At 58.3% G+C, this 23,439-nt stretch carries 23 protein-coding genes; 10 read left to right on the forward strand and 13 right to left on the reverse strand.

The window, feature by feature from the left end; genetic code table 11:
* Positions 1-164 precede the first annotated feature (164 nt).
* Entirely contained in the window at positions 165-1,196 is a 1,032-nt protein-coding gene (locus tag DXH95_RS06410; protein ID WP_115548560.1) for a mannose-1-phosphate guanylyltransferase/mannose-6-phosphate isomerase, read from the forward strand.
* On the opposite strand, the gene DXH95_RS06415 is transcribed toward DXH95_RS06410, so the two are convergent.
* From DXH95_RS06415 to DXH95_RS06435, 5 genes are all read right to left on the reverse strand, one after another.
* Complete coding sequence (locus tag DXH95_RS06415; protein ID WP_115548561.1) at positions 1,193-1,843, reverse strand: aquaporin; 651 nt, start codon at positions 1,841-1,843, stop codon at positions 1,193-1,195. The two genes, DXH95_RS06410 and DXH95_RS06415, sit on opposite strands and share 4 nt — an antisense overlap.
* Complete coding sequence (locus DXH95_RS06420; protein ID WP_115548562.1) at positions 1,840-2,343, reverse strand: arsenate reductase ArsC; 504 nt, start codon at positions 2,341-2,343, stop codon at positions 1,840-1,842. Before DXH95_RS06420 ends, DXH95_RS06415 begins: the two co-directional genes overlap by 4 nt.
* An 8-nt stretch (positions 2,344-2,351) precedes the next feature.
* Complete coding sequence (locus DXH95_RS06425) at positions 2,352-2,834, reverse strand: ArsI/CadI family heavy metal resistance metalloenzyme (protein WP_115548563.1); 483 nt, start codon at positions 2,832-2,834, stop codon at positions 2,352-2,354.
* A complete protein-coding gene (locus tag DXH95_RS06430; RefSeq protein ID WP_115548564.1) occupies positions 2,831-3,181 on the reverse strand; it encodes an ArsR/SmtB family transcription factor in 351 nt (116 codons plus the stop codon). The genes DXH95_RS06425 and DXH95_RS06430 overlap by 4 nt, the downstream gene beginning before the upstream one ends.
* Before the next feature lie 125 nt (positions 3,182-3,306).
* Positions 3,307-3,876: a type ISP restriction/modification enzyme gene (locus tag DXH95_RS06435; RefSeq protein WP_220272238.1), complete on the reverse strand. Its 570-nt coding sequence runs from the start codon at positions 3,874-3,876 to the stop codon at positions 3,307-3,309.
* Between the two features lie 151 nt (positions 3,877-4,027).
* Between DXH95_RS06435 and DXH95_RS06440 the strand changes: the two genes are divergently transcribed.
* Positions 4,028-5,443 (forward strand): hypothetical protein, encoded by a 1,416-nt coding sequence (locus tag DXH95_RS06440; RefSeq protein ID WP_115548565.1) that lies wholly within the window; start codon positions 4,028-4,030, stop codon positions 5,441-5,443.
* A gap of 199 nt (positions 5,444-5,642) precedes the next feature.
* Here the strand turns inward: DXH95_RS06440 and DXH95_RS06445 are convergent, their stop codons facing one another.
* A complete protein-coding gene (locus DXH95_RS06445; RefSeq protein ID WP_115548566.1) occupies positions 5,643-7,025 on the reverse strand; it encodes a helix-turn-helix domain-containing protein in 1,383 nt (460 codons plus the stop codon).
* A 154-nt stretch (positions 7,026-7,179) separates the two neighbouring features.
* Between DXH95_RS06445 and DXH95_RS06450 the strand changes: the two genes are divergently transcribed.
* From DXH95_RS06450 to DXH95_RS06455, 3 genes are all read left to right on the forward strand, one after another.
* Positions 7,180-8,781, forward strand: coding sequence for an isocitrate lyase (locus DXH95_RS06450; RefSeq protein ID WP_115548567.1), 1,602 nt, complete (start codon positions 7,180-7,182; stop codon positions 8,779-8,781).
* 25 nt (positions 8,782-8,806) lie between these two features.
* Positions 8,807-8,968, forward strand: coding sequence for a hypothetical protein (locus DXH95_RS16080; protein WP_181883586.1), 162 nt, complete (start codon positions 8,807-8,809; stop codon positions 8,966-8,968).
* A 142-nt stretch (positions 8,969-9,110) separates the two neighbouring features.
* Positions 9,111-9,518, forward strand: coding sequence for a hypothetical protein (locus tag DXH95_RS06455; protein ID WP_115548568.1), 408 nt, complete (start codon positions 9,111-9,113; stop codon positions 9,516-9,518).
* Between the two features lie 91 nt (positions 9,519-9,609).
* Here DXH95_RS06455 and katG read toward each other — a convergent pair whose 3' ends face one another.
* Positions 9,610-11,799, reverse strand: a complete 2,190-nt coding sequence (gene katG / locus DXH95_RS06460; protein ID WP_115548569.1) for a catalase/peroxidase HPI — start codon at positions 11,797-11,799, stop codon at positions 9,610-9,612.
* Between the two features lie 172 nt (positions 11,800-11,971).
* Complete coding sequence (locus tag DXH95_RS06465; protein ID WP_115548570.1) at positions 11,972-12,757, reverse strand: 3-hydroxybutyrate dehydrogenase; 786 nt, start codon at positions 12,755-12,757, stop codon at positions 11,972-11,974.
* Positions 12,758-12,858: 101 nt separating this feature from the next.
* Here DXH95_RS06465 and ypfJ point away from each other — a divergent pair, with 101 nt between their 5' ends.
* Genes ypfJ through DXH95_RS06480 form a run of 3 tightly spaced genes read left to right on the forward strand, consistent with a single transcriptional unit; the run spans position 12,859 to position 16,136 of the window.
* Positions 12,859-13,758: a KPN_02809 family neutral zinc metallopeptidase gene (ypfJ, locus tag DXH95_RS06470; protein WP_115548571.1), complete on the forward strand. Its 900-nt coding sequence runs from the start codon at positions 12,859-12,861 to the stop codon at positions 13,756-13,758.
* A gap of 15 nt (positions 13,759-13,773) precedes the next feature.
* Entirely contained in the window at positions 13,774-14,988 is a 1,215-nt protein-coding gene (locus DXH95_RS06475) for an FAD-dependent oxidoreductase (protein ID WP_115548572.1), read from the forward strand.
* Positions 14,988-16,136 (forward strand): alpha-hydroxy acid oxidase, encoded by a 1,149-nt coding sequence (locus tag DXH95_RS06480; RefSeq protein WP_115548573.1) that lies wholly within the window; start codon positions 14,988-14,990, stop codon positions 16,134-16,136. Before DXH95_RS06475 ends, DXH95_RS06480 begins: the two co-directional genes overlap by 1 nt.
* Here the strand turns inward: DXH95_RS06480 and creD are convergent.
* Positions 16,117-17,520, reverse strand: a complete 1,404-nt coding sequence (creD, locus tag DXH95_RS06485; RefSeq protein ID WP_115548574.1) for a cell envelope integrity protein CreD — start codon at positions 17,518-17,520, stop codon at positions 16,117-16,119. The two genes, DXH95_RS06480 and creD, sit on opposite strands and share 20 nt — an antisense overlap.
* An 87-nt stretch (positions 17,521-17,607) precedes the next feature.
* Positions 17,608-18,222 carry a LysE family translocator gene (locus tag DXH95_RS06490; protein ID WP_115548575.1) on the reverse strand — a complete coding sequence of 205 codons (615 nt, stop codon included), beginning with the start codon at positions 18,220-18,222 and terminating at the stop codon, positions 17,608-17,610.
* An 80-nt stretch (positions 18,223-18,302) separates the two neighbouring features.
* Here DXH95_RS06490 and DXH95_RS06495 point away from each other — a divergent pair, with 80 nt between their 5' ends.
* On the forward strand, positions 18,303-19,289 hold the full coding sequence (locus DXH95_RS06495) for an LLM class flavin-dependent oxidoreductase (RefSeq protein ID WP_115549434.1): 987 nt from the start codon (positions 18,303-18,305) through the stop codon (positions 19,287-19,289).
* Here the strand turns inward: DXH95_RS06495 and sdhA are convergent.
* From sdhA to sdhC, 3 genes are read right to left on the reverse strand one after another with little or no spacing between them, the layout of a single operon-like run.
* Positions 19,286-21,088 carry a succinate dehydrogenase flavoprotein subunit gene (gene sdhA, locus DXH95_RS06500; RefSeq protein ID WP_115548576.1) on the reverse strand — a complete coding sequence of 601 codons (1,803 nt, stop codon included), beginning with the start codon at positions 21,086-21,088 and terminating at the stop codon, positions 19,286-19,288. The two genes, DXH95_RS06495 and sdhA, sit on opposite strands and share 4 nt — an antisense overlap.
* Positions 21,088-21,477, reverse strand: coding sequence for a succinate dehydrogenase, hydrophobic membrane anchor protein (gene sdhD, locus DXH95_RS06505; protein ID WP_115548577.1), 390 nt, complete (start codon positions 21,475-21,477; stop codon positions 21,088-21,090). The genes sdhA and sdhD overlap by 1 nt, the downstream gene beginning before the upstream one ends.
* Before the next feature lies 1 nt (position 21,478).
* Entirely contained in the window at positions 21,479-21,919 is a 441-nt protein-coding gene (gene sdhC, locus DXH95_RS06510; RefSeq protein WP_115548578.1) for a succinate dehydrogenase, cytochrome b556 subunit, read from the reverse strand.
* A gap of 181 nt (positions 21,920-22,100) precedes the next feature.
* Here sdhC and DXH95_RS06515 point away from each other — a divergent pair, with 181 nt between their 5' ends.
* Complete coding sequence (locus tag DXH95_RS06515; RefSeq protein ID WP_239016561.1) at positions 22,101-23,432, forward strand: methyl-accepting chemotaxis protein; 1,332 nt, start codon at positions 22,101-22,103, stop codon at positions 23,430-23,432.
* Positions 23,433-23,439 lie beyond the last annotated feature (7 nt).

Here is a 23,439-nt window from a genome sequence, read left to right on the forward strand (position 1 = left end):
TTTTCATCGCAATCATCCTTAACCATCAAAGGTAAAGTGTCGCTTAATTTTACACATGACGCGCAAGCGCCATATTTTACAGGCATTTAGACCACGTCGCAAATGTCGCCTATCCCGACAATGGGTGATTGCAGGCGCGGTCTGCTTTCAATAGGACATGCGGTATGAAAATCACCCCGGTCATCCTTTCTGGCGGCGGCGGCACGCGGCTTTGGCCGATGTCGACCCCTGAATGCCCCAAGCAGTTCCTGAAGCTTGCTGGCGATGCAACGATGTTTCAGATGACACTGGCGCGGGTGATGGACCGGGATTTCTTCGCAGCCCCGCTGTTCGTCGGCAACGCCGCGCATGCTGCGTTGATCGAAACACAGGCCCGCGAAGCAGGCGTGCCAGACGCCCTCACCATCCTTGAACCCTGCGCGCGTAACACCGCGCCCGCCATCGCCCTCGCCGCCCTGGCCGTAGATGACGCCAAGGCCCCGTTGCTGGTGATGCCGAGCGATCACCTGATTGCAGACGTACCTGCCTTTCATGCCGCGATCATGGCCGCGCTGCCGCTGGTCGAGGATGGCTGGCTCGTCACCTTCGGTATCACCCCCACCGCGCCCGAAACCGGCTATGGCTATATCCGTATCGGGGAGGAGTTGACCGCGGCGGTAGCGCGCGTCGAACGCTTCGTCGAAAAGCCGGACGCCGCCACCGCACAGGCGATGATCGATGCGGGAAACCATGCCTGGAATGGCGGCATCTTCCTGTTCCGAGCCGACATCTATCTTGGCTGGCTGGCGAGCCTCGCGCCCGACATGCTGCACGCAGCGCAAGCGGCGATGGCCGGGGCCGACCGGACAGGTGCCATAATCCGCCCGCAGGAAGCCGCTTTCGCCGCCTCCCCCGCCGACAGCATCGACTATGCCGTCATGGAAAAGGCAGACCGCGTTGCCGTCGCCCCGGTCAGCATGGGCTGGTCAGACGTTGGCAGCTGGGACAGCCTGTATGAGATCAGCGCAAAGGACGCAGACGGCAACAGCATTCAAGGCGACACCCGTCTGCTGGACAGCGCGGGCAATCTGGTCCGCAGCGATGGCCTGCGCATCAACCTGATCGGCGCGCACGACCTGATCGTTGTGGCGCATGGCAATGAAGTATTGATCATGCCGCGCGGCCATAGCCAGGATGTGAAGAAGTTTAGCAGCTAGGTCGCCGGAAACAACCGCTTGCCCATAAAATGCGCCGCCAGAGCCCCGGCCAGTTGCGCCGCAATAAAGCCCGGCACGTCGACCGGCGCAATGCCGGCAAAACTGTCACTCAGGCTACGCGCGATTGTGATCGCGGGGTTGGCGAAGCTGGTCGAAGAGGTGAACCAGTAAGCGGCGGTGATATAGAGCGCGACGCTCACCGGCACCGCATCGGGCCGATGCTTCGCGGTGCCGATGATGGTCGTAATCAAGCCAAAGGTCGCGATAAATTCGCCCAGCCACTGCCCGACACCCGTCCGGCTATGCTGCGATAGCTGCCAAATCGGCATATCGAACATCGCATGTGCCGCCCACACGCCGAGAACCCCTGCCCCGATCTGCACCACCACCGTCGCGGCAAGCCCCTTCCAGCAGCAATCGCCGCGCAGCCGCATCACCAGACTAACCGCTGGGTTGAAATGCGCACCCGAGACCGGGCCAAGCATGGTGATCAGCACATAGAGGATCGCACCGGTCGCAATCGTGTTGCCAAGCAGCGCTACTGCAACATTCCCGCCCGCAAGCCGCTCCGCCATGATTCCGGAACCGACCACTGTCGCGAAAAGGAAAAAACTCCCCAGAGCCTCCCCCCAAAGCCTCTGCCTCATGCTGCACCCTCCATATTGCCGATGTCTGCTAGCGCCTTCTGCGCTGCTGTCTTATCCATTGCTGCAAAATCGAGTGCCATGAACGCCTTCACCCGCATTTCGAGCAAGCGCCAGGTTTCCTCAAAGGCAGCATCGACCTCGGCCTCGCTACCCGCCACATCGGCCGGATCGGGCAGGCCCCAATGCGCCTTTAACGGGCTTCCCAAAAAGACCGGGCATTCCTCTCCCGCTGCGTTGCCGCACACGGTGATGGCAAGGTCGATGGGCGGAGCATCCGGCCCCGAAAACTCGTCCCAACTTTTCGAGCGGAAGCTGGCGGTATCGATTCCCCGCCGCGCGAGCAGACGGAGCGCTCCGGGATGCGGCACGCCCTTGGGCTTGCTTCCCGCGCTAAAGGCGCGCACCCGCCCCGCCCCGTGCAGGTTGAACAAGGCCTCTCCAAGGATCGAACGGGCGCTGTTGCCGGTGCAAAGCACCAGTACGTTGCGTATGTCGGGCATGGGCTAACTCAGCCGCAGCAACCGGTTGTTGCAGGCGCTGGCGCCGCTTGCGCCGGCGCGCAACAGGCATTGGCGGCGGCGTTGGCCGAGGCAAGCTGCTGCAATTCGGGGTTGCCGCCATAGACGGTGGATTCGCCGTTGGTCAGGAATGCTTCCCACACCACGCCATCGGGGTCGGCGATCCAGCTTTTTTCCGATTGCGCATAGCAGCAGGTGGTCGCGCCTTCCTCGAGCACCGGGCGGTCGGCGGCTTTCAGGCGGCCATAGACTTCGGCGAGTTCGCCCTGATCCTCGACCTGAATGCCCAGATGCTCGACACCCTTCACCGCGCCGCATTTCTGCGAGATGGCGAAATTGACGCGCGGGTCATCGAGCATCCATTTAGCATAATCGGGCTTCACCACCGAAGGCTCCTGCCCGAACAGGCCCGAATAAAATGCGATAGAGGCGTCGAGCTTTTCGACCCCGACATGCACGTGAAAGCGTTTCATGCACTTTTCCTTTCGTCAGTTATGGCAGGCGCGCAGCCGGATTCCGCATCCGAACCGCAAACCGCACCCGCACAGCAATTTTCCATGAGATACCCGATCAGCCCGTTCATCGCGGCATAATCGGCCGAGTAAATCAGCGACCGCCCCTGCCGCTCCTGCCGGATCAGCCCGGCATGGCTCAGCTGTGCGAGGTGAAAGGACAGCGAGCTGTTGGGAACCGCCAGTCGCTCCGCCAGCACGCCAGCAGGAAGCCCGGGAGCCCCCGCCTGCACCAGCAAGCGAAATGCCGCCAACCGATGCTCCTGCGCCAGCGCACCGAGGGCCTTGATAACGATGTCGGCGTCCATGGCGACTCCTTTATTTCGATATTCGTTGAAATATCGAATCAGAGAAGGGAGTCAAGCGATGTTTCGAGATAGTTGGAAATGTTATTTAGGCAAAAGTTGAGTCTGGTTTACCGACCGCTTCAAAATCAGAGCGGAAGCTCGATCTCTTTCATGATCCGGTCGGTTTCGCACAGGATTTTGATGATCTTTTGATAGTGCAGCACATCGTCGAAAGACAGCGCCCTTCCCTTCCGGTCTTTAAGCCATTTCTGTGCGGGCTGATAGCCGCCGATGTGGAATTCCCATGCGATCTGCGGCACGCCCTCGAACCATTGGTCGGGGTTGATGATCACGCGGCCATCGTCTGATAGCGCAGGCTTCACCACCACATTGTCGCCATCCCCTTTGAATGGATAAGGCGTCGCGCCAATGGCGGCATCCTCCATCAGGTGCAGGCGGCGCAGCTGGCCGCCCTTTTCGGCGACATGGGCAAAGACCTCTGGCGATGCCGAATAGGGGATGCGCGGGAAATCGATTTTCAGGAACTGCGCATAGGTGCGCCGGTAATCGGGCGAATGCAGCACGCCATAGATATAGTCGAAGACAAGGAGTTCGTCGGGTAACCGTTCCTCCCCATCGACTTGCGATGGGGAGGTGGCAGCCGATTCGATAGCGTCGGATGACGGAGGGGCCTTCGACGTTGCAGTCCCCTCCACCACGCCGTTGTCGCGGTCCCCCTCCCCATCGCAAGTCGATGGGGAGGATTTGGAAAGCCCCGCCCGCTCAACTATCTCGGCATAGATTTATAGATCGAAGTATCACGCAATTTGTTCTTTGCCCCGTTTCCCGCCCTCGCTACGATGTGGTATGACCAAATCAACCGGGGTATCATCATCTCCGTCGAAGAAGCTGATCGCAGCGAAACAAGCTTTTGGGCGGTCGGCAACCGATTTTCCAAGTTTAAGCGCTGCAGAAAAGAAACTCATCGCATGTTCCGCTAAGGGTGAAGGCTGCATTTTCGGAGATGGCACGCGGCCCAATTCGGAAACAGCAGCCAACCGTATCCGTGCGGAGTTAATCCGTTTTCTCGTATTGGGCGGCGATGCGAACAACCCCGTTCATGAAGAAGGCGTAATGCTTGGAGGGGCTTGGATCGCAGGCGAACTGAGTTTGCATTTGATCACAACATCTTTGCGCCTTGCCCTTGCAAACTGCCATTTTGACAGCACTCCTAATTTGATGAAGGCGAACCTCCCGGAACTGTTCCTTGGTGGCAGCAGTCTTCCAGGACTCATGGCTGACGGTATCGCGGTGACGGGCAGTGTATTTTTGCGTGATGGATTTGCCGCAACCGGAGAAGTACGTTTGATTGGAGCGACGGTTGGCACTGATTTGTCGTGCGGCAATGGCAGCTTCACTCATACCGAAGGTATTGCCTTAAACGCTCAAGCTCTCAAAGTAAAAGGCACTCTTTTCTTACGAGATGCGACGATAAATGGCAGCGTTGATCTTACTGCTGCAAAAATCGGGACATTGGTAGACGATGAAGAATGTTGGGAAAGTGGTGGTCATCATCTTGATGGTTTTCATTACGACAGGATTATCGGTCAAACCAACGCTGAAATGAGAATAAGATGGCTCAAACGACAAAAGGCTAGCCAACTCGTTCGAGACTTCAGACCACAACCTTGGGAACAGTTAATAAAAGTTCTACGTGACGCGGGCCATGCGGATCATGCGGCACGGATTGCCATTGCAAAGCAGGAGTTAATGCGGAAGGCACCGGGCCAGATCACCGGCAGATGGCGCCGGGGGCTGCATTGGGCCTATGGATGGTTCGCCGGATACGGGCACCGACCGTTATGGACTTTGGCATGGATGGGCGGGGTTTGGCTATTATGCAGCTTGTTGTTTTTGGCGGGAGCGCACTACAACTATATTGGCCCTAGCACGCCGTTGCTTAACAGCCCAACACTCGCCCCGGCGATCGACAAGGCGTGCGGCCATGCCGGGCAACCGGGCCTGCAAAAATGGACGGAATGTAGCGAAGTGCCTGCCGAATATTCGACGTTTCAGCCCTTTGTTTATTCACTGGACCTCGTTCTGCCACTCGTCGACTTGCAACAGGATAGCGATTGGGCGCCGATTGTAGAAGACCCTCCCGGAACAGACCTGCTGTTCGGCGTCATCCTGCGCTGGGCGATGTGGTTTGAAATTCTCTTCGGGTGGGTAGCCAGCCTGACACTCGTTGCGGTGCTTGGACGGCTGGTGGATAAGGATTGAAGCCAGTTATCCGCCGGTGCTGAGACTGCACAAGTTGTCGTACGTATAGCCGGTAGAAGAGAAGAAAGCGCCGCACCATGTTGCTTCGCCCCCTCTGCCGTTACCCCCCGCCCCAATCAATCCTCCTCCATTGCCCGGGCAGTTTTTGCCTGGGGTGAAGCCTTCCTATCCTCTCCCAACGGGAGTGAATTGAGCGAACTTACTCCCCCGCCCAAACAAAGGGCGTCAACCCCCGTTCGCGCTCGTTGAACACCAGCACCCGGCCTGCGGGTGGGGCGCTGCGTTGGGGGCAATCGGGGCGGGTGCAGGCGCGGCAGCCTAGGCCGATAGGGGTCGCCTCCCCCGCGCTCAGGTCTATGCCGCGTGCGGCGGCGAGTGGGGCGGCGAGTTGCGCGTCGATCCCCAGGCCGACGGCGAATTCGGCGCGGATGCCGCCTTCCCTGCCCGCCTGTGGTTGCACGGTACGCGCAATGGTGAACCAGCGGGTGGAGTCTTCCAGCTCGACCATATCCTTCACCAGATGGCCGGGCCGATCGAACGCGGTGTGCAGCCGCCAGAGCGGGCAGCGCGCGTCGCTTTCCACCAGCGGAGAGGCGCTGGCCCCGGCATAGCGTTTGCTGCTCTGCCCGGCGCGGTCGATGCGCAGCATGAAAAATGGCAGGCCGCGCGCGCCGACGCGTTGCAACGTGGTCAGCCGGTGCGCGACCTGTTCAAAGCCGGCGCCGAAACGCCGCTGCAACAGCTCGATATCATAACCCGTGCCCTCGCACGCGCGCAGGAAACGGGCATAGGGCATCATCAGCGCTGCGGCGAAATAGCTGGTCAGATGGCGGCGATAGAAACGCTCGCTCGCGCGCTCGGCAAAGTCTGCGCCTTTGACAAGGCCGTCAATCTCCGCCCGCGCCTCCAGATTGGCGAGCTCGCTCGCGGCGGCAAAGGTGCGGCTGGCGGGATCGAGCAGTTCGGATAGCTGGAGCTGGCGCGCGTGCAGATCGAGCCGCTTGAGCCTGTCGGGCAGTACATCAACGGGCAGGATGCGGATGGAAAGCTGGTGCTTGACGCGGAGGCGTTCTGCGATGGCACCATAAAGGTCGGCATTGGCAAGGCGCAGCTCGTCCGCCAGCGCCTCTGCCTGCGCGTCGAGATCGGCGAAATGGTTCCGCCAACGCTCGATTTCGGCGCGGACGGCAGCGATGGCGTCGGCCTCTTGGCGCTGGCCAGCGCCCGACAGCCGGTCAAAAGCGCGGGCAAAGGCTTCGGCGGCGTCGGGGGCGGCGGCGATCCAGTCTTCGAGTTGCAGCTTGTCGAGGTTGAGATCGGCGAACAGCGGGTCGGCCAGGCGGCGGCGCAGCGCCTCTACCCCGCCGCCGGGGGTTGCGCCGGTCAGGCTGCGTGCGTCGAAATCGAAACGCTCGGCAAGCCGCAGCAGGATCGCGGCGGTCAACGGTCGCTGGTTGCGCTCGATCAGGTTGAGGTAGCTGGGCGATACCGCCAGCGCCTCCGCCATCGCGGTTTGCGTCAGCCCGTTAGACCGGCGGATGCGGCGGACGGCGGCGCCGGCGAAAAGTTTCTGCTCTGCCATGTCGTCGCTTTGTCATAAATATTACTTTTTGACAAGATTAATGGTCATTTGTGCAACGCACACACAACATTTTTGACAAATCAGACTCACGGAAGGTGCGCAAACATAGGTAAGTTGTTCCCATATCAGACCTCCCAAACAAGGATTTGTCACAATGACCTATCAGGAAGAAATCAAGGCAGCAGGCCAACTCATCGGTTCGCAGAACGGAACATGGGATTCGATCAGCCCCGAATCCGTCGCCCGCATGCGCCTGCAAAACCGTTTCCAGACCGGTCTCGACATCGCCCGCTACACCGCGAAAATCATGCGCGAAGACATGGCTGCTTACGACGCCGACCCTGCCAATTACACCCAGTCATTGGGCTGCTGGCACGGCTTCATCGCGCAGCAGAAGATGATTTCGGTCAAGAAGCATTTCGGTACCACCAAGAAGCGTTACCTCTATCTCTCCGGCTGGATGATCGCCGCCCTGCGCAGCGAATTCGGCCCCCTGCCCGACCAGTCGATGCACGAAAAGACCAGCGTTCCCGCGCTGATCGAAGAACTCTACACCTTCCTGCGTCAGGCCGATAGCCGCGAACTCAACCTGCTCTTCCGCGACCTCGACAAGGCCCGCGAAACGGGAAATGCAGCGGCAGAAGCCGAGCTGCTGAACAAGATCGAGAATTACGAAACCCACGTCGTTCCGATCATTGCCGACATTGACGCAGGTTTCGGCAATGCCGAGGCAACCTATCTCCTTGCTAAGAAGATGATCGAAGCCGGTGCCTGCGCCCTGCAGATCGAAAACCAGGTTTCGGACGAAAAGCAATGCGGCCACCAGGATGGCAAGGTCACCGTGCCACATGAGGATTTCCTGCAGAAGATCCGCGCCTGCCGCTATGCCTTCCTCGAACTCGGTGTTCCCGATGGCATCATCGTTGCCCGCACCGACTCGCTCGGCGCTGGCCTGACCAAGCAGATTGCGGTGTCCAAGGAACCCGGCGATCTGGGCGATCTGTATAACAGCTTCCTCGATTGCGAAGAAATCGACCCGGCAACCGCGCAGAATGGCGATGTCATCCTCAACCGCAACGGCAAACTGCTGAAGCCGAAGCGCCTGCCTTCAAACCTCTTCCAGTTCCGTTCAGGAACCGGCGAAGACCGTTGCGTGCTCGATTGCATCACCTCGCTTCAAAACGGCGCCGACCTGATCTGGATCGAAACTGAAAAGCCGCATATCGAGCAGATTGCCGGCATGGTCGACCGCATCCGCGAAGTCGTTCCCAATGCGAAACTCGCTTACAACAACTCGCCCAGCTTCAACTGGACGCTCAATTTCCGCCAGCAGGTGTTCGATGCATGGACCGCCGAAGGCAAGGACGTGTCGACCTATGACCGTGCGAACCTAATGAGCGCATCCTATGACGAAACCGATCTGGGTATCGAAGCCGACCGCCGCATCCAGACTTTCCAGCGCGATGCTGCAAAGCGGGCGGGCATCTTCCACCACCTGATCACCCTGCCGACCTATCACACCGCAGCGCTCAGCACCGACAACCTTGCCAAGGATTATTTCGGCGAAATGGGCATGCTTGGTTATGTCGCAGGCGTCCAGCGCAAGGAAATCCGCCAGGGCATCGCCTGCGTCAAGCACCAGAACATGTCCGGTTCCGACATTGGCGATGATCATAAGGAATATTTCGCCGGTGAAGCAGCCCTGAAAGCGGGTGGCAAGGACAACACTATGAACCAGTTCGCCAACGCGGCCTGATTTAATTGTCGAAAAGGAGTTAGCTATGAGTGAACCAGCACGTTCCCGCGCAGTCCTTTCAACCGAGGACTTCAAGCTGATCCGCAAGGCGCTCGCGCAATATCTGCCCACTGTGAAAGATGGCGAAGAATCGAAGAAATTCGCCCGCCTCTACCACCGCTTGGGGAGCGCCGCCAAACTGGGTTGAACAAGTTTTCCTGGGGAGGAAAAACCACCTAAAGCCGCCGGTGAACAGACCGGCGGCTTTTTTTTCGTTCCGCCACCAATCAATCGTTTCTTAACGATAAAGCTATAGAAATCCGGCTGCGTTTTGTGAATTTGAGGTTGTTGTGGACAATATCCAGAAAAGCATAGTCGCCGTTCTTTGCGTCGCAGCATTTGCTGCGCTGATCGTCCCGTCAGGAACCAGTTTTGAAACCAATAAACCGGTTGCTCCGGAAGCGCCCGTGGTAGCGCCGCAAACTCAAGCGGCTCAGGCTCCGGCGGAGACGCCTGAAGAGGCAAGCGACGAATATGCGTCGCAAGACGAAGGGGCGGAAGGCCCCGACGAATTTGAAACCTTTGGACAGCCCATGAATGACGCGGTCCCCTTGGGTGCCAGCGCCAATTCAAATCAGACTGAATCGCCGCAGAGTAATTTACCCGAGGGAGCCCTCAACAGTTCATCGACTGTCGGGCAAAATTATGCCGATCAGGTTGCAGGCGCACCGATCAGGACGAACCAGCCTGTAGAGTGACACATAAGTTCTTCAGCACCTGCGGGTGTCGAGAACAATAAAGGGGCTGCCACACATCAAGCACGGCAGCCCCCATTTTCTCATCTAGTGATCAGGCGAGATCGAACCTGTCGGCATTCATGACCTTGACCCATGCCTTGACAAAGTCGGCGACGAACTTCTGCTCGTTACCCTTTTCGGCATAGACCTCAGCGACTGCGCGCAACTGCGAATTGGACCCGAATACAAGGTCGGCCCGTGTTGCGCGCCAGCGTTCAGTCCGGCCACCACGAGTATAACCGACAAATTCTTCTTCGCCGCTGCCATCTACAGCTTCCCAGAATGTTTCCATATCCAGAAGGTTGACGAAGAAGTCGTTGGTCAACTGACCGACGCGGTCGGTGAACACGCCATGCGAACGACCGCCATGATTGGCACCGAGCACGCGCAGACCACCAACAAGCGCTGTCAATTCCGGAGCTGAGAGACCGAGCAATGACGCGCGATCGATCAGCAATTCTTCGGTCTTCACCGAGAATTTGTTCGATAGATAGTTGCGGAAGCCATCGGCGCGCGGTTCGAGAACATCGAAGCTCTCTACATCGGTCCATTCCGCAGTGGCGTCACCACGGCCACCGGTGAAAGGTACAGCTACGTCATAACCAGCATCCTTGGCAGCCTTTTCGACTGCAGCGCTGCCTGCCAGAACGATTGCGTCCGCCATTGACAAAGAGCCACGCAACTCATCGATCTTTGCAAGCGTCGCCGCCAGCTGTTCCGGCTCGTTCACAGCCCAGCCGTTTTGCGGCGCCAAGCGGACGCGGGCGCCATTTGCACCGCCACGGTGGTCGCTCTTGCGATAAGTTGATGCCGAAGCCCAAGCTGCTTTGATAAGATCGCTGGCAGCGACACCGCTGGCAAGGATCTTGGACTTGAACGCGGCAACGTCTGCATCCGAAGGCATCGTGCCTGCAGGAACAGGATCCTGCCAAATCAGGTCTTCCTTCGGCACTTCCGGACCGTGATAGCGGGCCTTCGGGCCCATGTCGCGGTGGCACAGCTTGAACCACGCACGTGCAAAAGCATCGTCAAGTGCCGCCTGATCATCACGGAAACGTTCTGAAATCTTGCGATATTCCGGATCCATCTTCAGCGCCATGTCGGCTGTGGTCATCATCGTCGGAACCCGCTTCGACGGATCACGCGCATCTGGCGCCATATCCTCTGGGTCGGGATTGATCGGCGTCCACTGCTGCGCGCCAGCCGGGCTATGGACCAGCTTATAGTCATATTTAAACAGCAGGCGGAAATAGTCACCACCCCATTGGGTGGGGTTGTTCGACCATGCGCCTTCGATGCCGGACGTCGTAATCTTACCCGATGCAATTTGCTCCGGATCCGTCGCCCAGCCAAATCCCATCTTTTCCAAAGCTTCCGACTCGGGGCTTCCGCTCAACTGGTCAGCGGGAATAGCGCCATGCGCTTTACCAAAAGCGTGGCCGCCCGCAGTCAGTGCAACGGTTTCTTCGTCGTTCATCGCCATGCGGGCAAAGGTAATCCGCATGTCGCGTGCCGACAGAAGCGGGTCAGGGTTGCCGCCCGGGCCTTCCGGATTGACGTAGATCAGACCCATCTGAATCGCAGCCAGCGGGTTTTCGAGATCGAGTTGCTTTTCCGGCTGGATGCGGGTTTCGGCACCTTGGTCGACCCAAAGGTCTTCTTCGCCCCAATAAATGTCTTTCTCAGGCTCATACACGTCGGCACGACCGCCGCCGAAACCAAAGACCGGTCCGCCCATCGACTCGATGGCGACATTGCCTGCGAGAATGAACAAGTCGGCCCAGCTGATCTGCTGGCCATATTTCTGCTTGATCGGCCACAAAAGACGGCGTGCCTTGTCCAGGTTGCCGTTATCGGGCCATGAGTTAAGCGGAGCAAAACGCTGTTGACCGCTATTGGCGCCGCCACGACCATCTGCGGTGCGGTAGGTGCCGGCAGCGTGCCAGGCCATGCGAATGAAGAAAGGACCATAATGGCCATAGTCAGCAGGCCACCAAGGCTTGCTGTCCGTCATCAGCGCCGTCAGGTCAGCCTTCAGTGCCTGATAGTCGATCGATTTGAACGCTTTGACATAATCAAAGTCGGGACCCATCGGGTCGGGCGAAACGCCACCCTGATGCAGGATGTCTACGGGAAGAGCTTCAGGCCACCAATCCTTGTTGGTGCGGCCCAGCAGCGAGCGGGCCGCATCTTTGTGGACCGGGCAACCGCCGCCAGCGTTGATGGGAGTTTGGTCGTTCATAGCTTTTCCTATCCTGATTATGAGTTCGGATCTTGGTGCGTCAGACAGCACTATGGGGTGAGACTATCTCAACCCCATGACAATGCCATCGACTTTTTCCTTGCACTGTTATCGACTAAATCGATTGCCCAAGTGACAAAGTTCGAATTTTTCGAAGATGAGTTGCATTCGACTATTGAGCCGTCCAGCCCCCATCCATTGAGAGATTGGCGCCGGTGATGGCTCCTGCCGCATCACTACACAGATAAACTGCCAACGAAGCCAATTGCTCCACCTGCACAAATTGCTTCTGCGGCTGTGCGGCGAGTAGCACGTCGTTGATTACCTGATCGCGGGTTAACCCTCGCGCTTTCATAGTATCGGGAATCTGGTTTTCGACCAGCGATGTCCAGACATAGCCCGGACAGATATTGTTGACGGTGATGCCATCACGGGCGACTTCCAACGCAATGGTTTTGGTTAAACCAGCAATGCCGTGCTTTGCGGCATTGTACGCGCTCTTGAACGGCGATGCGACGAGGCTGTGCATCGAACCGGTGTTGATGATGCGGCCCCAACCCTTTTCCTTCATCGCGGGCACAACTGCCTTGGTCGTGTGAAAGGCAGACGACAGGATGATTGCGATGATTGCATCCCATTTATCCTCAGGGAATGTATCGACTGGCGAGACATGCTGTATGCCGGCGTTGTTGATCAATATGTCAGGTGTGCCCAATTTGGCGGTGCAATCGGCGACCATCGCACGAATTTCCTCCGGCTTGGTCATATCCGCTGGCGAATAAAGCGCGCCTGCATTGCTAGTGCGGATCAGCTCTTCGACATGCCCCTGGATCTCGGCCGCACCGCCAAAGCCGTTGATCATCACGTTGGCGCCTTCGGCGGCCAGCGCCCGCGCATAGCCCAGACCTATGCCCGATGTGGAGCCGGTAATCAGAGCGGTTTTGCCTTTGAGAAACATGGGAGAAGTCCTTTGCGGTACTGTTTGTAAATCCGCCTTCTTCCTTGCGCTTTTGTGGCAAAACCGCAATGCTTGATTGACCGCGACCAGGGAGAATCGCCATGCGCCTCGACGATCTTGATCCAAGCAGCAACACCCGAGACCACGGTACCGGTGGCGGAGGTTTCAGCATGGGGGGCGGCGGAGGCGGCATGGGCTCGCTGATATTCGGGCTGCTTCCTCTATTGTTCGGCCGAAAAATGGGCTGCGGCACATTACTGATTTTGGCAGTCGTGGGCTATTTCCTGTTTTCGAGCGGCATGCTCAATCTCGGCGGTACCGGAATGGCACCTACCGAAACGGCACAGCAGGGTGCCGGCGGCAACCAGGCCTGCGACACGCAGGAAGAGCTCTTTGCCTGCCGTGTTCTCAAATCGACTGAGGACACATGGGGCGCCCTGTTTGCGCAAGCTGGCCAGCGCTACCAGCCAACCACCCTGAATTTCTATCAGCAAGGCACACAGTCCGGCTGCGGGTCGGCACAATCGGCAATGGGGCCATTCTATTGCCCAGCCGACCAAGGGGTCTATCTCGACACGACCTTCTTCCAGCAAATGCAACAGATGAGCGGCGGCGGCGATTTCGCTTATGCCTATGTTATCGCGCATGAAGTCGGCCATCATATCCAGAATTTGACGGGCGTCGCCGATCAGGTCCGCCGTGCACAGGCTCGCGCCAGTCAGGCCGAAGGCAACGCGCTCCAAGTGCGGATGGAATTGCAGGCAGATTGCTATGCTGGTGTTTGGGCCGCCAAAAATGCCGCCCGCATAGAGCCGGGCGACATCGAAGAAGGCATGCGCGCCGCCCATGCCATTGGCGACGACAAGCTGATGCGCGATGCGGGACGTGCGCCGGTCGAGAGCATGTTCACGCATGGGACCAGCGAACAGCGTATGGCAGCTTTGAAACAGGGTTTGCAGAGCGGTGATCCCAACAGCTGCGACTATTTCCGGAGCAATTGACGAGGGGGCGTACCAATGAAGCTAACGCGACGCGAGACGCTTGCTGCGGCGGGCGCTATCGGACTTGCGACCCAGGCCAAAGCAGCAATCCCCGACTCCGCTACCGTTGACGTTGCCGTCATCGGTGCTGGCGTGTTTGGCGCGTGGAGTGCGTGGCACCTGAAGAAAGCAGGCTTGTCTGTTGCTTTGTTCGATCAATATTCGCCGGGAAATGCACGTTCCTCCTCTGGAGGGGAAAGCCGGGTGGTCCGGGTCAGCTATGGCGGCGATCCACTCTATTCGAGCATGGCTGTGGACTCGCTTGCACAATGGGATGCCCTTTCGGCGCGCCAATCACAGCCCATCCTGCATAAAGTCGGCGTGCTGTGGTTTGCTGCCAAGGAAGACGCGTCATTTCATCAGAGCCTTGATTGGCTGCGAGCCTCCGGACTCGACCGATGGGAGGGCGATGCCGCAGCGATGCGCGAACGTTTCCCGCAGATGCGCTTTGCCGACAATGAATTGGGTTTCCTCGAAACCGGAACCGGCGCGTTGATCGCTGGGCGCGGCGTGCAAGCTGTTGTGGCTGATGCTGGGCTTGAGGCAGTACGCGCCAAGATTGGTCAGCCCAAGAAACTTTCGAACGGACTTTATCAGATCGGCGACCGAACAGCTCGGCATTTGGTCTATGCCTGCGGCCCTTGGCTGCCAAAGATTTTTCCAGAAGTTCTTGGCGGACGGATATTTGTTACCCGTCAGGAGGTTTTCCATTTCGGGGCCGCCCCCGGGGATAGCCGGTTTGCCTCCCCCTCCCTTCCCGTCTGGGCAGACTCGAATGCCCAGGATTTCGCCTATGGCTTTCCCGATCTGGAAGGTCAGGGATTCAAGATGGCTTTCGACACCCATGGCGAAGAAGTCGACCCCGACACCCAAAGCAGGCAGTTATCGGCGGAAGGGATCGCTAGGGCGCGCAGCTACCTCAAAATCCGCTTTCCGGATCTTGCCGATGCACCGCTGATCCATTCGCGCGTTTGCCAATATGAGAACAGCTCAAACGGCGATTTCCTGATCGATCAGCTGCCCGGCCACGACAATGTCTGGTTGGTCGGTGGCGGGTCAGGCCATGGCTTTAAGCATGGTCCGGCAGTTGGCAAACGCGTCGCCGCACATATCCTAAACCCTGTAACCGCGGTCGAGCCCCGTTTCTCGCTCGCCACTAAAGCGACCAAGCAGAACCGGACCGTTTACTAATGCGCCTTTCCGACTGCCACAATGTCGAGGATTTTCGCCGACTGGCACAACGTCGCCTGCCTTCGCCCATTTTCCACTATATCGACGGAGCGGGTGATGATGAGGTCACCAAAGGACGTAATACCTCGTCATTCGGCGATTGTGATCTGGTGCCCAATGTTCTCGCCGGCGTTGAAAACATCGACATGTCGACAACGGTAATGGGCAAGAAGATCGGCATGCCGTTATTTCTCTCTCCCACAGCGTTGCAGCGGCTGTTCCACTGGCAGGGCGAGCGTGCTGTGGCCGCGGTCGCCGAACGATTCAACACCTGGTTCGGTATCTCCAGCCTTGCGACGGTGAGCATCGAAGAGGTCGGAGCGGCGATCAAGACACCCAAGATGTTCCAGCTTTATATCCACAAGGACAAAGGGCTGAACAAATCGATGGTCGAACGCTGCAAGGCGGCGAATTTCGATGCCATCACTTTGACGGTCGACACCATCGTTGCGGGAAATCGCGAACGCTGTTTGCGTACCGGCTTCACCTCTCCACCGCGCTTCACGCCTTCGTCGGTGTTCAGCTATGCCACCCATCCCGGCTGGGTGATGAACTATCTGTTGCGCGAGAAGTTTTCGCTGCCCAATCTCTCAACCCATGTCAGCGAAGGCACCAATGTCGCGGTGTCGGTCGCCGATTATTTCAACACGATGCTCGACCAGTCGATGGACTGGAAAATGGCCGAGGCGATCCGCGCAGAATGGGGCGGGCAGTTTTGCCTGAAGGGCGTGATGTCGGTCGAAGATGCAAAGCGGGCAGTCGATATTGGCGCCACCGCAATCATGGTTTCCAACCACGGCGGACGGCAATTGGATGGTTCGCGCTCACCTTTCGATCAGATCGCCGAAATCGCCGATGCCGTCGGTGGAAAAATCGACATCATCTGCGATGGCGGTGTGCGGCGCGGCACGCATGTGCTCAAAGCTTTAGCGGCAGGTGCTACAGCCTGCTCGGGTGGCAGGCTTTATCTTTATGCTTTGGCTGCTGCGGGCGAAACCGGGGTTGACCGTGTGGTCGGCAAGCTGCGCGACGAGATCGAACGCGGCATGAAACTCATGGGTGTCCGATCCGTCGCTGAACTCGATAGCTCTATGCTCCGCTGGCGCTAGCTTCCTCTGCTCCACGCTTGGCGCCCCAATCGATATGACGGGTTGCCCACATCACCACTGCGAGAGCGATAAAGAGCAGCACTGATCCGATAATCAGCGCATAGGCCTCAAGGTTAAGCAGGACATAAAGTGTCGCATAAAGCCCGACTAACAGTCCGCCAATCACGCGCGCGCGCAGCCAGCTTTTCAGCACCGCTGCGGAATAGGCAGTCAGCAAGCCGGTAATCGCACCACCCGCCAGCAGATAAGCCCAGGTGAAGCCGATGACCTCGGCAAAGGCGAGCAGCATCACGAAGAACAGCACCAGCCCTGCCCCGGTCAGCAGATACTCGGCAGCAGCAACCTTTGCCCCGCCGACCACGTCAAACATCAGGAAAGCGAGGAAGGTGAAGCCGATGAACAGGAAGCCATATTTCACCGATCGGTCGACCTGGCTGTAAAGGTCGACGGGTTCGATCAGGCCGATTGTGGCGGCCTGCGAAGGCCCCCCGACTGGCTGTGCGCTTGCCGATGACGCCACCATCGGCGCGACATAGCCGCCCTCAAGCTGCGGCATGCCTAAGTCTTCCTTCAGCACCAGCGACTGGCCAAGCGCCAGGTTGGTGACCTTGTGCGTCGAAGAAAAGCCCTTGTCTGAAATCGTGCGCTTGGTCGGGAGGAAATCACCGGCAAAGCTTGGGCTGGGCCAAGTCGACTTGACTTCCCAACTGGTTTCCTTGCCACGCGGTACCATTGTCAGCGATTTGTTGCCGCGGAAGGCATAGCTGTAGCTGACGTTCAGCGGCGTAGCGCCATCCCAGTCGATGAAGGTGAAAAAACCCGAATTGCCTGAGGCCGCCAGCCCCTTGCCAGGTTGCAGTTCAAGCGCGGTTCCATTGACTTGCACTTTGCTGTCCGCCTGCAATCCCCGCGCATCCGAAATACCAAAGCGCAATTCAGCTCCGGCCAGATTGAGGCTATCACGGGGGATGCCGTAGCGGGCGAAATCGGCTGGCAGTGCAAACCGCGCACTGCCGCTATTTTCGGCAACAAACAGCACGCTTTCATAGATCGACTTCTTCTTCCGCTCGGGGCGAAGGTCGGTCTTCATCGCGTTCTTTTCAGGCGAAAGAAACAATTCGCGCTGCACCCGCACGGTCCGCGTTGTCTGTTGGCCATTTTCGGTCACGGTTTCGACATTGTCGGTGGTGTAAGGAATGACCAGCACCGGCCCGACCACAACCTGCGGCCCGCCCCAGCCCGCCGCAATCGAGGTCTGGGCGGTATTGGCCTGTTCCTGCCTGTCCCAAGACAGTGCAAAAACCATCATCAATGGGATGGCGAGCACAAGGCCGATCAGCCCCGCAAAAAACAGTTTGAAACCGGGAGAACGTTCGGTGGCCATAAAAGTTGCTCCTCTCCACTCAATTCATCGATAAATTTGCACGCTTCATCTGCGGCTGCCAAACTGAACGGCGAGTGAACGCCACCATCATCTCGCTGTGCTGATAAGAAACCAGATTGCGACCGCCGCGATCAACAGTGCACATGCCTTCCGGACAAGAACAGCATTTTGTCCTCGCTCAAACCACTCATGCGCCCGCCCGGCCAGCAACGCGAGCAAGAGGTGCACAAGCGTCGCCACAGCGACATAGGTCGCGGACAGCAGCAGCGTCTGCGGCATAATCGGCTCGGCGCTATCGATATAGCTGGGCAGGATTGCCACGAAAAACAGAGCTGCTTTCGGGTTCAACAGGTTGAGCAAAAGCCCGTGGCGAAACCAGCGCACATTGCCGTTATGGGCATGTTCGGGCGAAACGTCGCTCTTTCCTTCCCACGCTTTCCAAGCAAGCCAAAGCAGATAGGCTGCCCCTGCATAGCGCAACAGGGCAAACAAATGGGGAGAGGCTTTCGCCAATTCTGCCAGCCCGAAGGCCGCCGCTGCTCCGACAATGGCCAAACCCAATGCGATCCCTGCAGTTGCCGCCAGCGCCGCCCGCTTGCCAACACTTGCGCCAGTCAACGCAATCCAGGCCATATTCGGACCGGGCGTAAGCTCGATCAGGATCGCGGTGAGCAAAAAGGGCAGGAAATTGGACGTGAACATTCGCCCTGCCTATGGCAGCACCAACGGGCACTGTCGATTGCTGCTTGGCATTTTCAAGGCGGCATGCCTAGATGATCGCGATGACAGCTTATTCCATTCTCGATCTCGTCCCCGTCGTTGATGGCGGAACAGTGCCACAGGCGCTGGCCAATGCCGCCGCTCTGGCGGCCCATGCGGAAAGCTTGGGCTTTACCCGTTTCTGGGTAGCCGAACATCACGGGATGAAAGGCATTGCCAGTGCCGCAACCTCCGTCGTCATCGGCCACATAGCCGCTGCCACCAAAACGATCCGTGTCGGCGCAGGGGGTATAATGTTGCCTAATCATGCCCCGCTCGTGATTGCCGAGCAATTTGGGACGCTCGATGCCCTACATCCTGGGCGTATCGATCTGGGGCTGGGCCGTGCACCAAGCAGCGACCAGCGTGTCGCCCACGCCATCCGCCGCACGCTCGACAGCGATCCCAATGCCTTTGTGCGCGACGTAGTCGAACTGCAGAGCTATTTCGCAGACGATGGTCGCACCGGCATCAGTGCGACACCGGGCGCCGGTGCCGACGTGCAACTCTATATCCTCGGCAGCAGCCTATATGGCGCTCAAGTAGCCGCATTGCTTGGCCTGCCTTATGCCTTTGCCAGCCATTTTGCGCCGCAAATGCTCGACGAAGCGCTGCACGTCTATCGCAGCAGCTTCAAGCCGAGCGCTGTGCTCGACAAACCCCATGTCATGGCGGCGATGAACATCATTGCGGCGGATAGCGACGAAGAGGCAGAATATCTCGCCAGCTCGATCCAGCAGAGCTTTGTCGGCCTTCGCACTGGTAACCCTCGCCAGATGCAGCCACCAGTTGAAGGCTATAAAGCCAGCCTGCCGCCGCACATCGTTTCGATGCTCGACGAACTGCTGTCGTGCAGCGCGATTGGATCGCTGGACACTGTGAAAAGAGGCGTTGCAAAATTCATCGACCGAACGCAGGCCGACGAAATCATCGTCGCCTGCTCCATGTTCGATCATGAAAAACGGGAGCGCAGCCTGAGCCTGACGGCCCAAACCTTCAATTCGCTTTAGTAAACTCGCGCCTTAGGTTTGATATACTCGACGTCGTCGGTCAGTGTATAATCGTGCACAGGGCGATAGTCCAAAGTGACCTTGCCGCCCTTGCCGCCCCAGCCATCGAACCAGCTCACGGTGTGCTTCATCCAGTTTTTGTCGTCGCGATCAGGGAAATCCTCATGCGCATGCGCGCCGCGGCTTTCCTTGCGGGCGTTGGCACCTTCGATAGTGCAGATCGCCTGACTCATCAGATTGTCGAGTTCGAGCGTTTCGACAAGATCGGTGTTCCAGATCAGGCTGCGGTCGCTGACCGAGATATCCTGCATCCGCTGATTGACCTTCTGCATGATTTCGCAGCCCTCGGAAAGCAGTGCGCTGTCACGGAACACAGCGGCGTGCTTTTGCATCGTCTGCTGCATCTGCAGACGTACTTCGGCGGTGGGTGAACCGCCCTTTGCGTTGCGGAAATGGTCGACGCGGGCCAGCGCCAGGTCGGCCGAGTCTTTGGGCAATGCCTTTTGCGCTGCATTGGGCTTCAGCGTTTCCTTGAGGTGCAGGCCAGTCGCACGGCCGAACACCACGAGGTCGATCAGCGAGTTCGAACCCAGACGGTTGGCGCCGTGAACCGAAACGCAAGCGGCTTCACCGACAGCATAGAGGCCCGGCACAACGACCTCGGGGTCTTTGCCCTTCTTGGTCACGACCTGGCCATGATAATTACACGGAATGCCACCCATATTATAGTGCACCGTCGGGCAAACCGGCAGCGGCTGGCGGGTCAAGTCGACACCGGCGAAAATCTTGCCGCTTTCGGTGATGCCCGGCAGGCGTTCTGCCAGCACCTTGGGATCGATATGGTCGAGATGCAGGTAGATATGATCCTTGCCCGGGCCAACCCCACGGCCCTCACGCATTTCAAGCGCCATTGAGCGTGACACGACGTCACGGCTCGCCAGATCCTTGGCCGAAGGCGCATAGCGTTCCATGAAACGCTCACCCTCGCTGTTGGTCAGGTAACCGCCCTCGCCGCGTGCACCTTCGGTGATCAACACGCCTGCGCCGTAAATACCCGTCGGGTGGAACTGGACGAACTCCAGATCCTGCAACGGCAAGCCAGCGCGCAGCACCATACCGCCGCCGTCACCGGTGCAGGTGTGCGCAGACGTTGCACTGTAATAAGCGCGGCCATAGCCACCGGTGGCCAGCACGACCGATTGCGCTTTAAACCGGTGTATACTGCCATCGTCCATGCACAAGGCAATCACGCCCCGGCATTCGCCATCTTCCATGATTAGGTCGAGCGCGAAATATTCGATGAAGAAGTCCGCATCATATTTCAGGCTCTGCTGATAGAGCGCGTGCAGCATGGCGTGACCTGTGCGGTCAGCGGCGGCACAGGTGCGCTGCACCGGCGGGCCCTCGCCCATATTCTGCATATGGCCACCAAAGGGGCGCTGGTAGATGGTGCCATCGGCGTTGCGACTGAAGGGCACGCCGGCGTGCTCCAATTCGTAAACCGCAGCCGGCGCTTCACGCACCATATATTCGATCGCGTCTTGGTCACCCAGCCAGTCCGATCCCTTGACGGTATCGTACATGTGCCATGTCCAGTGATCGGGCGAATTGTTCTGCAGCGAAGCCGCAATGCCGCCTTGCGCGGCCACGGTATGCGAGCGCGTCGGGAAGACCTTGGTAATGCAAGCGGTCTTCAAACCGGCCTCTGCCGACCCCATCGTTGCGCGCAAACCCGAACCGCCTGCGCCGACTACGACGACGTCGTAAGTATGATCGATGATCTTATATGCTTCAGACATCAGGCGGGCACTCCGGCAAAGGCATGCTTGGCGACCATGAAAATACCGAATGCGGCGGCGCCAATTACGTAGAAGTTCAAAAGGGTCAGCGCGGCAAATTTGTTGCCGTCGTCATGCACATAGTCCTCGATCAGCACCTGCAAGCCAAGACGGACATGCCAAAAAATGCTGGTCAGCATCAGGATCATGGGCACGGCGACCGAAGGCTGCGCAAGCCATGCGGCCACGGTCTCATATTCGAAATTTGGCAACAACAATAGCGACAGCACCAGCCAGCTTGTCAGCAGCAGGTTGCCCACCGCAGTCAGTCGCTGATCAATCCAGTGCTTGCCGCCATGTTTGGCGGAACCGAGCCCACGAACGCGCCCAAGGTTTGTTCCGTTACCCATCTCAAATCCCCATGAAACGCGAAGCGACAAGCATCGCGACAAGCGCCGTCGCGGTCAGCGCGGCAATGAAAACGGCGATCGACCAGGTCCGAACCGTGGTCAGTTCATAGCCTGCCCCCAAGTCCATCAGCAGGTGGCGGATGCCTGAGAAGAAATGCTGGAAAAAGCTGTAGGTCACGGCCAGTCCGAGCAAGCGGAAGAACCAATTGGCCGCTGTTTGCAGGCCCGTGGCGTCGGCGCCCGCAGATACCACCCAGGATTGGAAGCTAGCATAGCTTTCCGGCCCACCCGCAATAGACGCAATCCACCATAGCAAGGTCAGCATTCCGGCAGTTGCGAGCACAAAGCCTGTCGCGCGGTGGAAGATGGACACCGCCATATGCGGTCCCCAACGGTAGATCTGCAAATGCGGCGAAATCGGCCGGTTCGGATTCTGCGCCATCGGCTAAGCTTCCCTGTTCAAGTTTGCGTCGCTCTTTACCGCTTTGAACCGTCTGCGCAAGGTGCGGGATACGGAATTTTGCCTGCCATGGATAACCGGGCGTTAACCAATCCCGATTAGCTTTGCACTCCTAACCAGGTGTAACTTGCAGGTCGCAATTCGGGAGTTCGCAATGTCGGATATGGAAAAGTCGCTTTCGGCTGAGTTTGACACGATCGTCAAAGCCTTTGATTTCGATGGCCAGATGGCCACGAAATGCCGGGAATTGCTCGCTGTTGTCGACGACGAAATGGACGATTTCTCCGCCTATTATTGGGAATATTGGACCAATTTCAGCACAACCGAACAGTTGCGCAACCCGGACTATGTGGCGCAGATGGTCAAGTCGACCGCAAGCTACATCCGCGAGCGCATGCGCGACATCAAAGGCACAACGTGGCGCGAATATCTGAAAGCGCAGATCATCGCAGCCTGCAAGGACCGTGTACCTCTTGGCCACCTGCTTGCTGCATCAACCCGCGCCAGCCTTCGTTATTTTGACATTTTCGATGCCAGAATTGGCGCCGATGACCCATCGCGCGACCGGCTGATGAAAACAGTGCACGATTTCACAGCGGTGGAACTGGCCGTGACTTCTGCTTGCTATGTACATTATCAAAAAATCGTCCAGCGCGAACAGAAAGAGGGCTACACCGCGCAGTTCGAAAGCGACATCGGCTCAAGTACTGCTGAAATTTCAGAGCAAGCGAATATCCTGCGCCAGCAGGCCGCAGCCAGCACTGCAGTTGCTCAAGGCATGCTCAGCAAAGCTTCGGAGGTCGCCACAGCGTCGGAGCAGTCAGCTGTGGCGATGCGCGAAGCGGCGCAGACCGCTGCAGGCCTGATCCGCGCCATTGAAGACACCCGCTCCGAAGTCGAAACCGCAGCCGAAGTGGCTAATCGCGCAACCGAGCGCGCTCAGGAAGCTGTCGAGGCAACCGATACATTGTCGGAACAGTCCAAATCCATCGAGTCCATTCTCGGCCTGATTCGTGACATCGCTGGTCAGACAAATCTGCTCGCATTGAACGCAACGATCGAAGCTGCCCGTGCCGGCGATGCCGGACGGGGATTCGCCGTCGTCGCGCAAGAGGTAAAAAGCCTCGCTAACCAGACCGCACAGGCAACGGACGAAATTGCCGAAAAAATCACCGCTATCCAGAATGCAACCAAAGCCTCTGTCGAATCAAACGTGTCGATAAAATCCGCAGTTGAAGATGTGCACCATTCGGCAGAGCGTATCCGCCATGCAATGGAAGAGCAGGCCCAGACTGTCACGATGATTACGGCTTCGGTTGACGAAACCGCACTTGCAGCCGACCTGATGTCGAACACCATTGCTGCAATCCGTGCCGACACCGAAAATGTCGTTTCAGAAATTTCCCAGCTTGAAAGCGGCTTTGGCGATGTCGATGGCAAGATTTCCGCACTTCAGGCAAATGCCGGAAAGTTTGCGGCCAATCTGATCCGCTAAACACTAA

Origin of the sequence: Sphingorhabdus pulchriflava (assembly GCF_003367235.1) — a bacterium.
GTDB classification, from domain to species: domain Bacteria; phylum Pseudomonadota; class Alphaproteobacteria; order Sphingomonadales; family Sphingomonadaceae; genus Sphingorhabdus_B; species Sphingorhabdus_B pulchriflava.

What these genes read in the sequence shown, in the direction of transcription:
- DXH95_RS06420 (WP_115548562.1), bottom strand. Translation starts at nt 2,343, where the DNA reads ATGCCCGACATACGCAACGTACTGGTGCTTTGCACCGGCAACAGCGCC.
- DXH95_RS06425 (WP_115548563.1), bottom strand. Translation starts at nt 2,834, where the DNA reads ATGAAACGCTTTCACGTGCATGTCGGGGTCGAAAAGCTCGACGCCTCT.
- DXH95_RS06450 (WP_115548567.1), top strand. Translation starts at nt 7,180, where the DNA reads ATGACCTATCAGGAAGAAATCAAGGCAGCAGGCCAACTCATCGGTTCG.
- DXH95_RS06465 (WP_115548570.1), bottom strand. Translation starts at nt 12,757, where the DNA reads ATGTTTCTCAAAGGCAAAACCGCTCTGATTACCGGCTCCACATCGGGC.
- DXH95_RS06475 (WP_115548572.1), top strand. Translation starts at nt 13,774, where the DNA reads ATGAAGCTAACGCGACGCGAGACGCTTGCTGCGGCGGGCGCTATCGGA.
- DXH95_RS06440 (WP_115548565.1), top strand. Translation starts at nt 4,028, where the DNA reads ATGACCAAATCAACCGGGGTATCATCATCTCCGTCGAAGAAGCTGATC.
- ypfJ (WP_115548571.1), top strand. Translation starts at nt 12,859, where the DNA reads ATGCGCCTCGACGATCTTGATCCAAGCAGCAACACCCGAGACCACGGT.
- DXH95_RS06515 (WP_239016561.1), top strand. Translation starts at nt 22,101, where the DNA reads ATGGAAAAGTCGCTTTCGGCTGAGTTTGACACGATCGTCAAAGCCTTT.
- DXH95_RS06410 (WP_115548560.1), top strand. Translation starts at nt 165, where the DNA reads ATGAAAATCACCCCGGTCATCCTTTCTGGCGGCGGCGGCACGCGGCTT.
- DXH95_RS06445 (WP_115548566.1), bottom strand. Translation starts at nt 7,025, where the DNA reads ATGGCAGAGCAGAAACTTTTCGCCGGCGCCGCCGTCCGCCGCATCCGC.
- DXH95_RS06490 (WP_115548575.1), bottom strand. Translation starts at nt 18,222, where the DNA reads ATGTTCACGTCCAATTTCCTGCCCTTTTTGCTCACCGCGATCCTGATC.
- DXH95_RS16080 (WP_181883586.1), top strand. Translation starts at nt 8,807, where the DNA reads ATGAGTGAACCAGCACGTTCCCGCGCAGTCCTTTCAACCGAGGACTTC.
- DXH95_RS06430 (WP_115548564.1), bottom strand. Translation starts at nt 3,181, where the DNA reads ATGGACGCCGACATCGTTATCAAGGCCCTCGGTGCGCTGGCGCAGGAG.
- sdhD (WP_115548577.1), bottom strand. Translation starts at nt 21,477, where the DNA reads ATGGGTAACGGAACAAACCTTGGGCGCGTTCGTGGGCTCGGTTCCGCC.
- katG (WP_115548569.1), bottom strand. Translation starts at nt 11,799, where the DNA reads ATGAACGACCAAACTCCCATCAACGCTGGCGGCGGTTGCCCGGTCCAC.
- DXH95_RS06480 (WP_115548573.1), top strand. Translation starts at nt 14,988, where the DNA reads ATGCGCCTTTCCGACTGCCACAATGTCGAGGATTTTCGCCGACTGGCA.
- creD (WP_115548574.1), bottom strand. Translation starts at nt 17,520, where the DNA reads ATGGCCACCGAACGTTCTCCCGGTTTCAAACTGTTTTTTGCGGGGCTG.
- DXH95_RS06415 (WP_115548561.1), bottom strand. Translation starts at nt 1,843, where the DNA reads ATGAGGCAGAGGCTTTGGGGGGAGGCTCTGGGGAGTTTTTTCCTTTTC.
- DXH95_RS06495 (WP_115549434.1), top strand. Translation starts at nt 18,303, where the DNA reads ATGACAGCTTATTCCATTCTCGATCTCGTCCCCGTCGTTGATGGCGGA.
- sdhC (WP_115548578.1), bottom strand. Translation starts at nt 21,919, where the DNA reads ATGGCGCAGAATCCGAACCGGCCGATTTCGCCGCATTTGCAGATCTAC.
- sdhA (WP_115548576.1), bottom strand. Translation starts at nt 21,088, where the DNA reads ATGTCTGAAGCATATAAGATCATCGATCATACTTACGACGTCGTCGTA.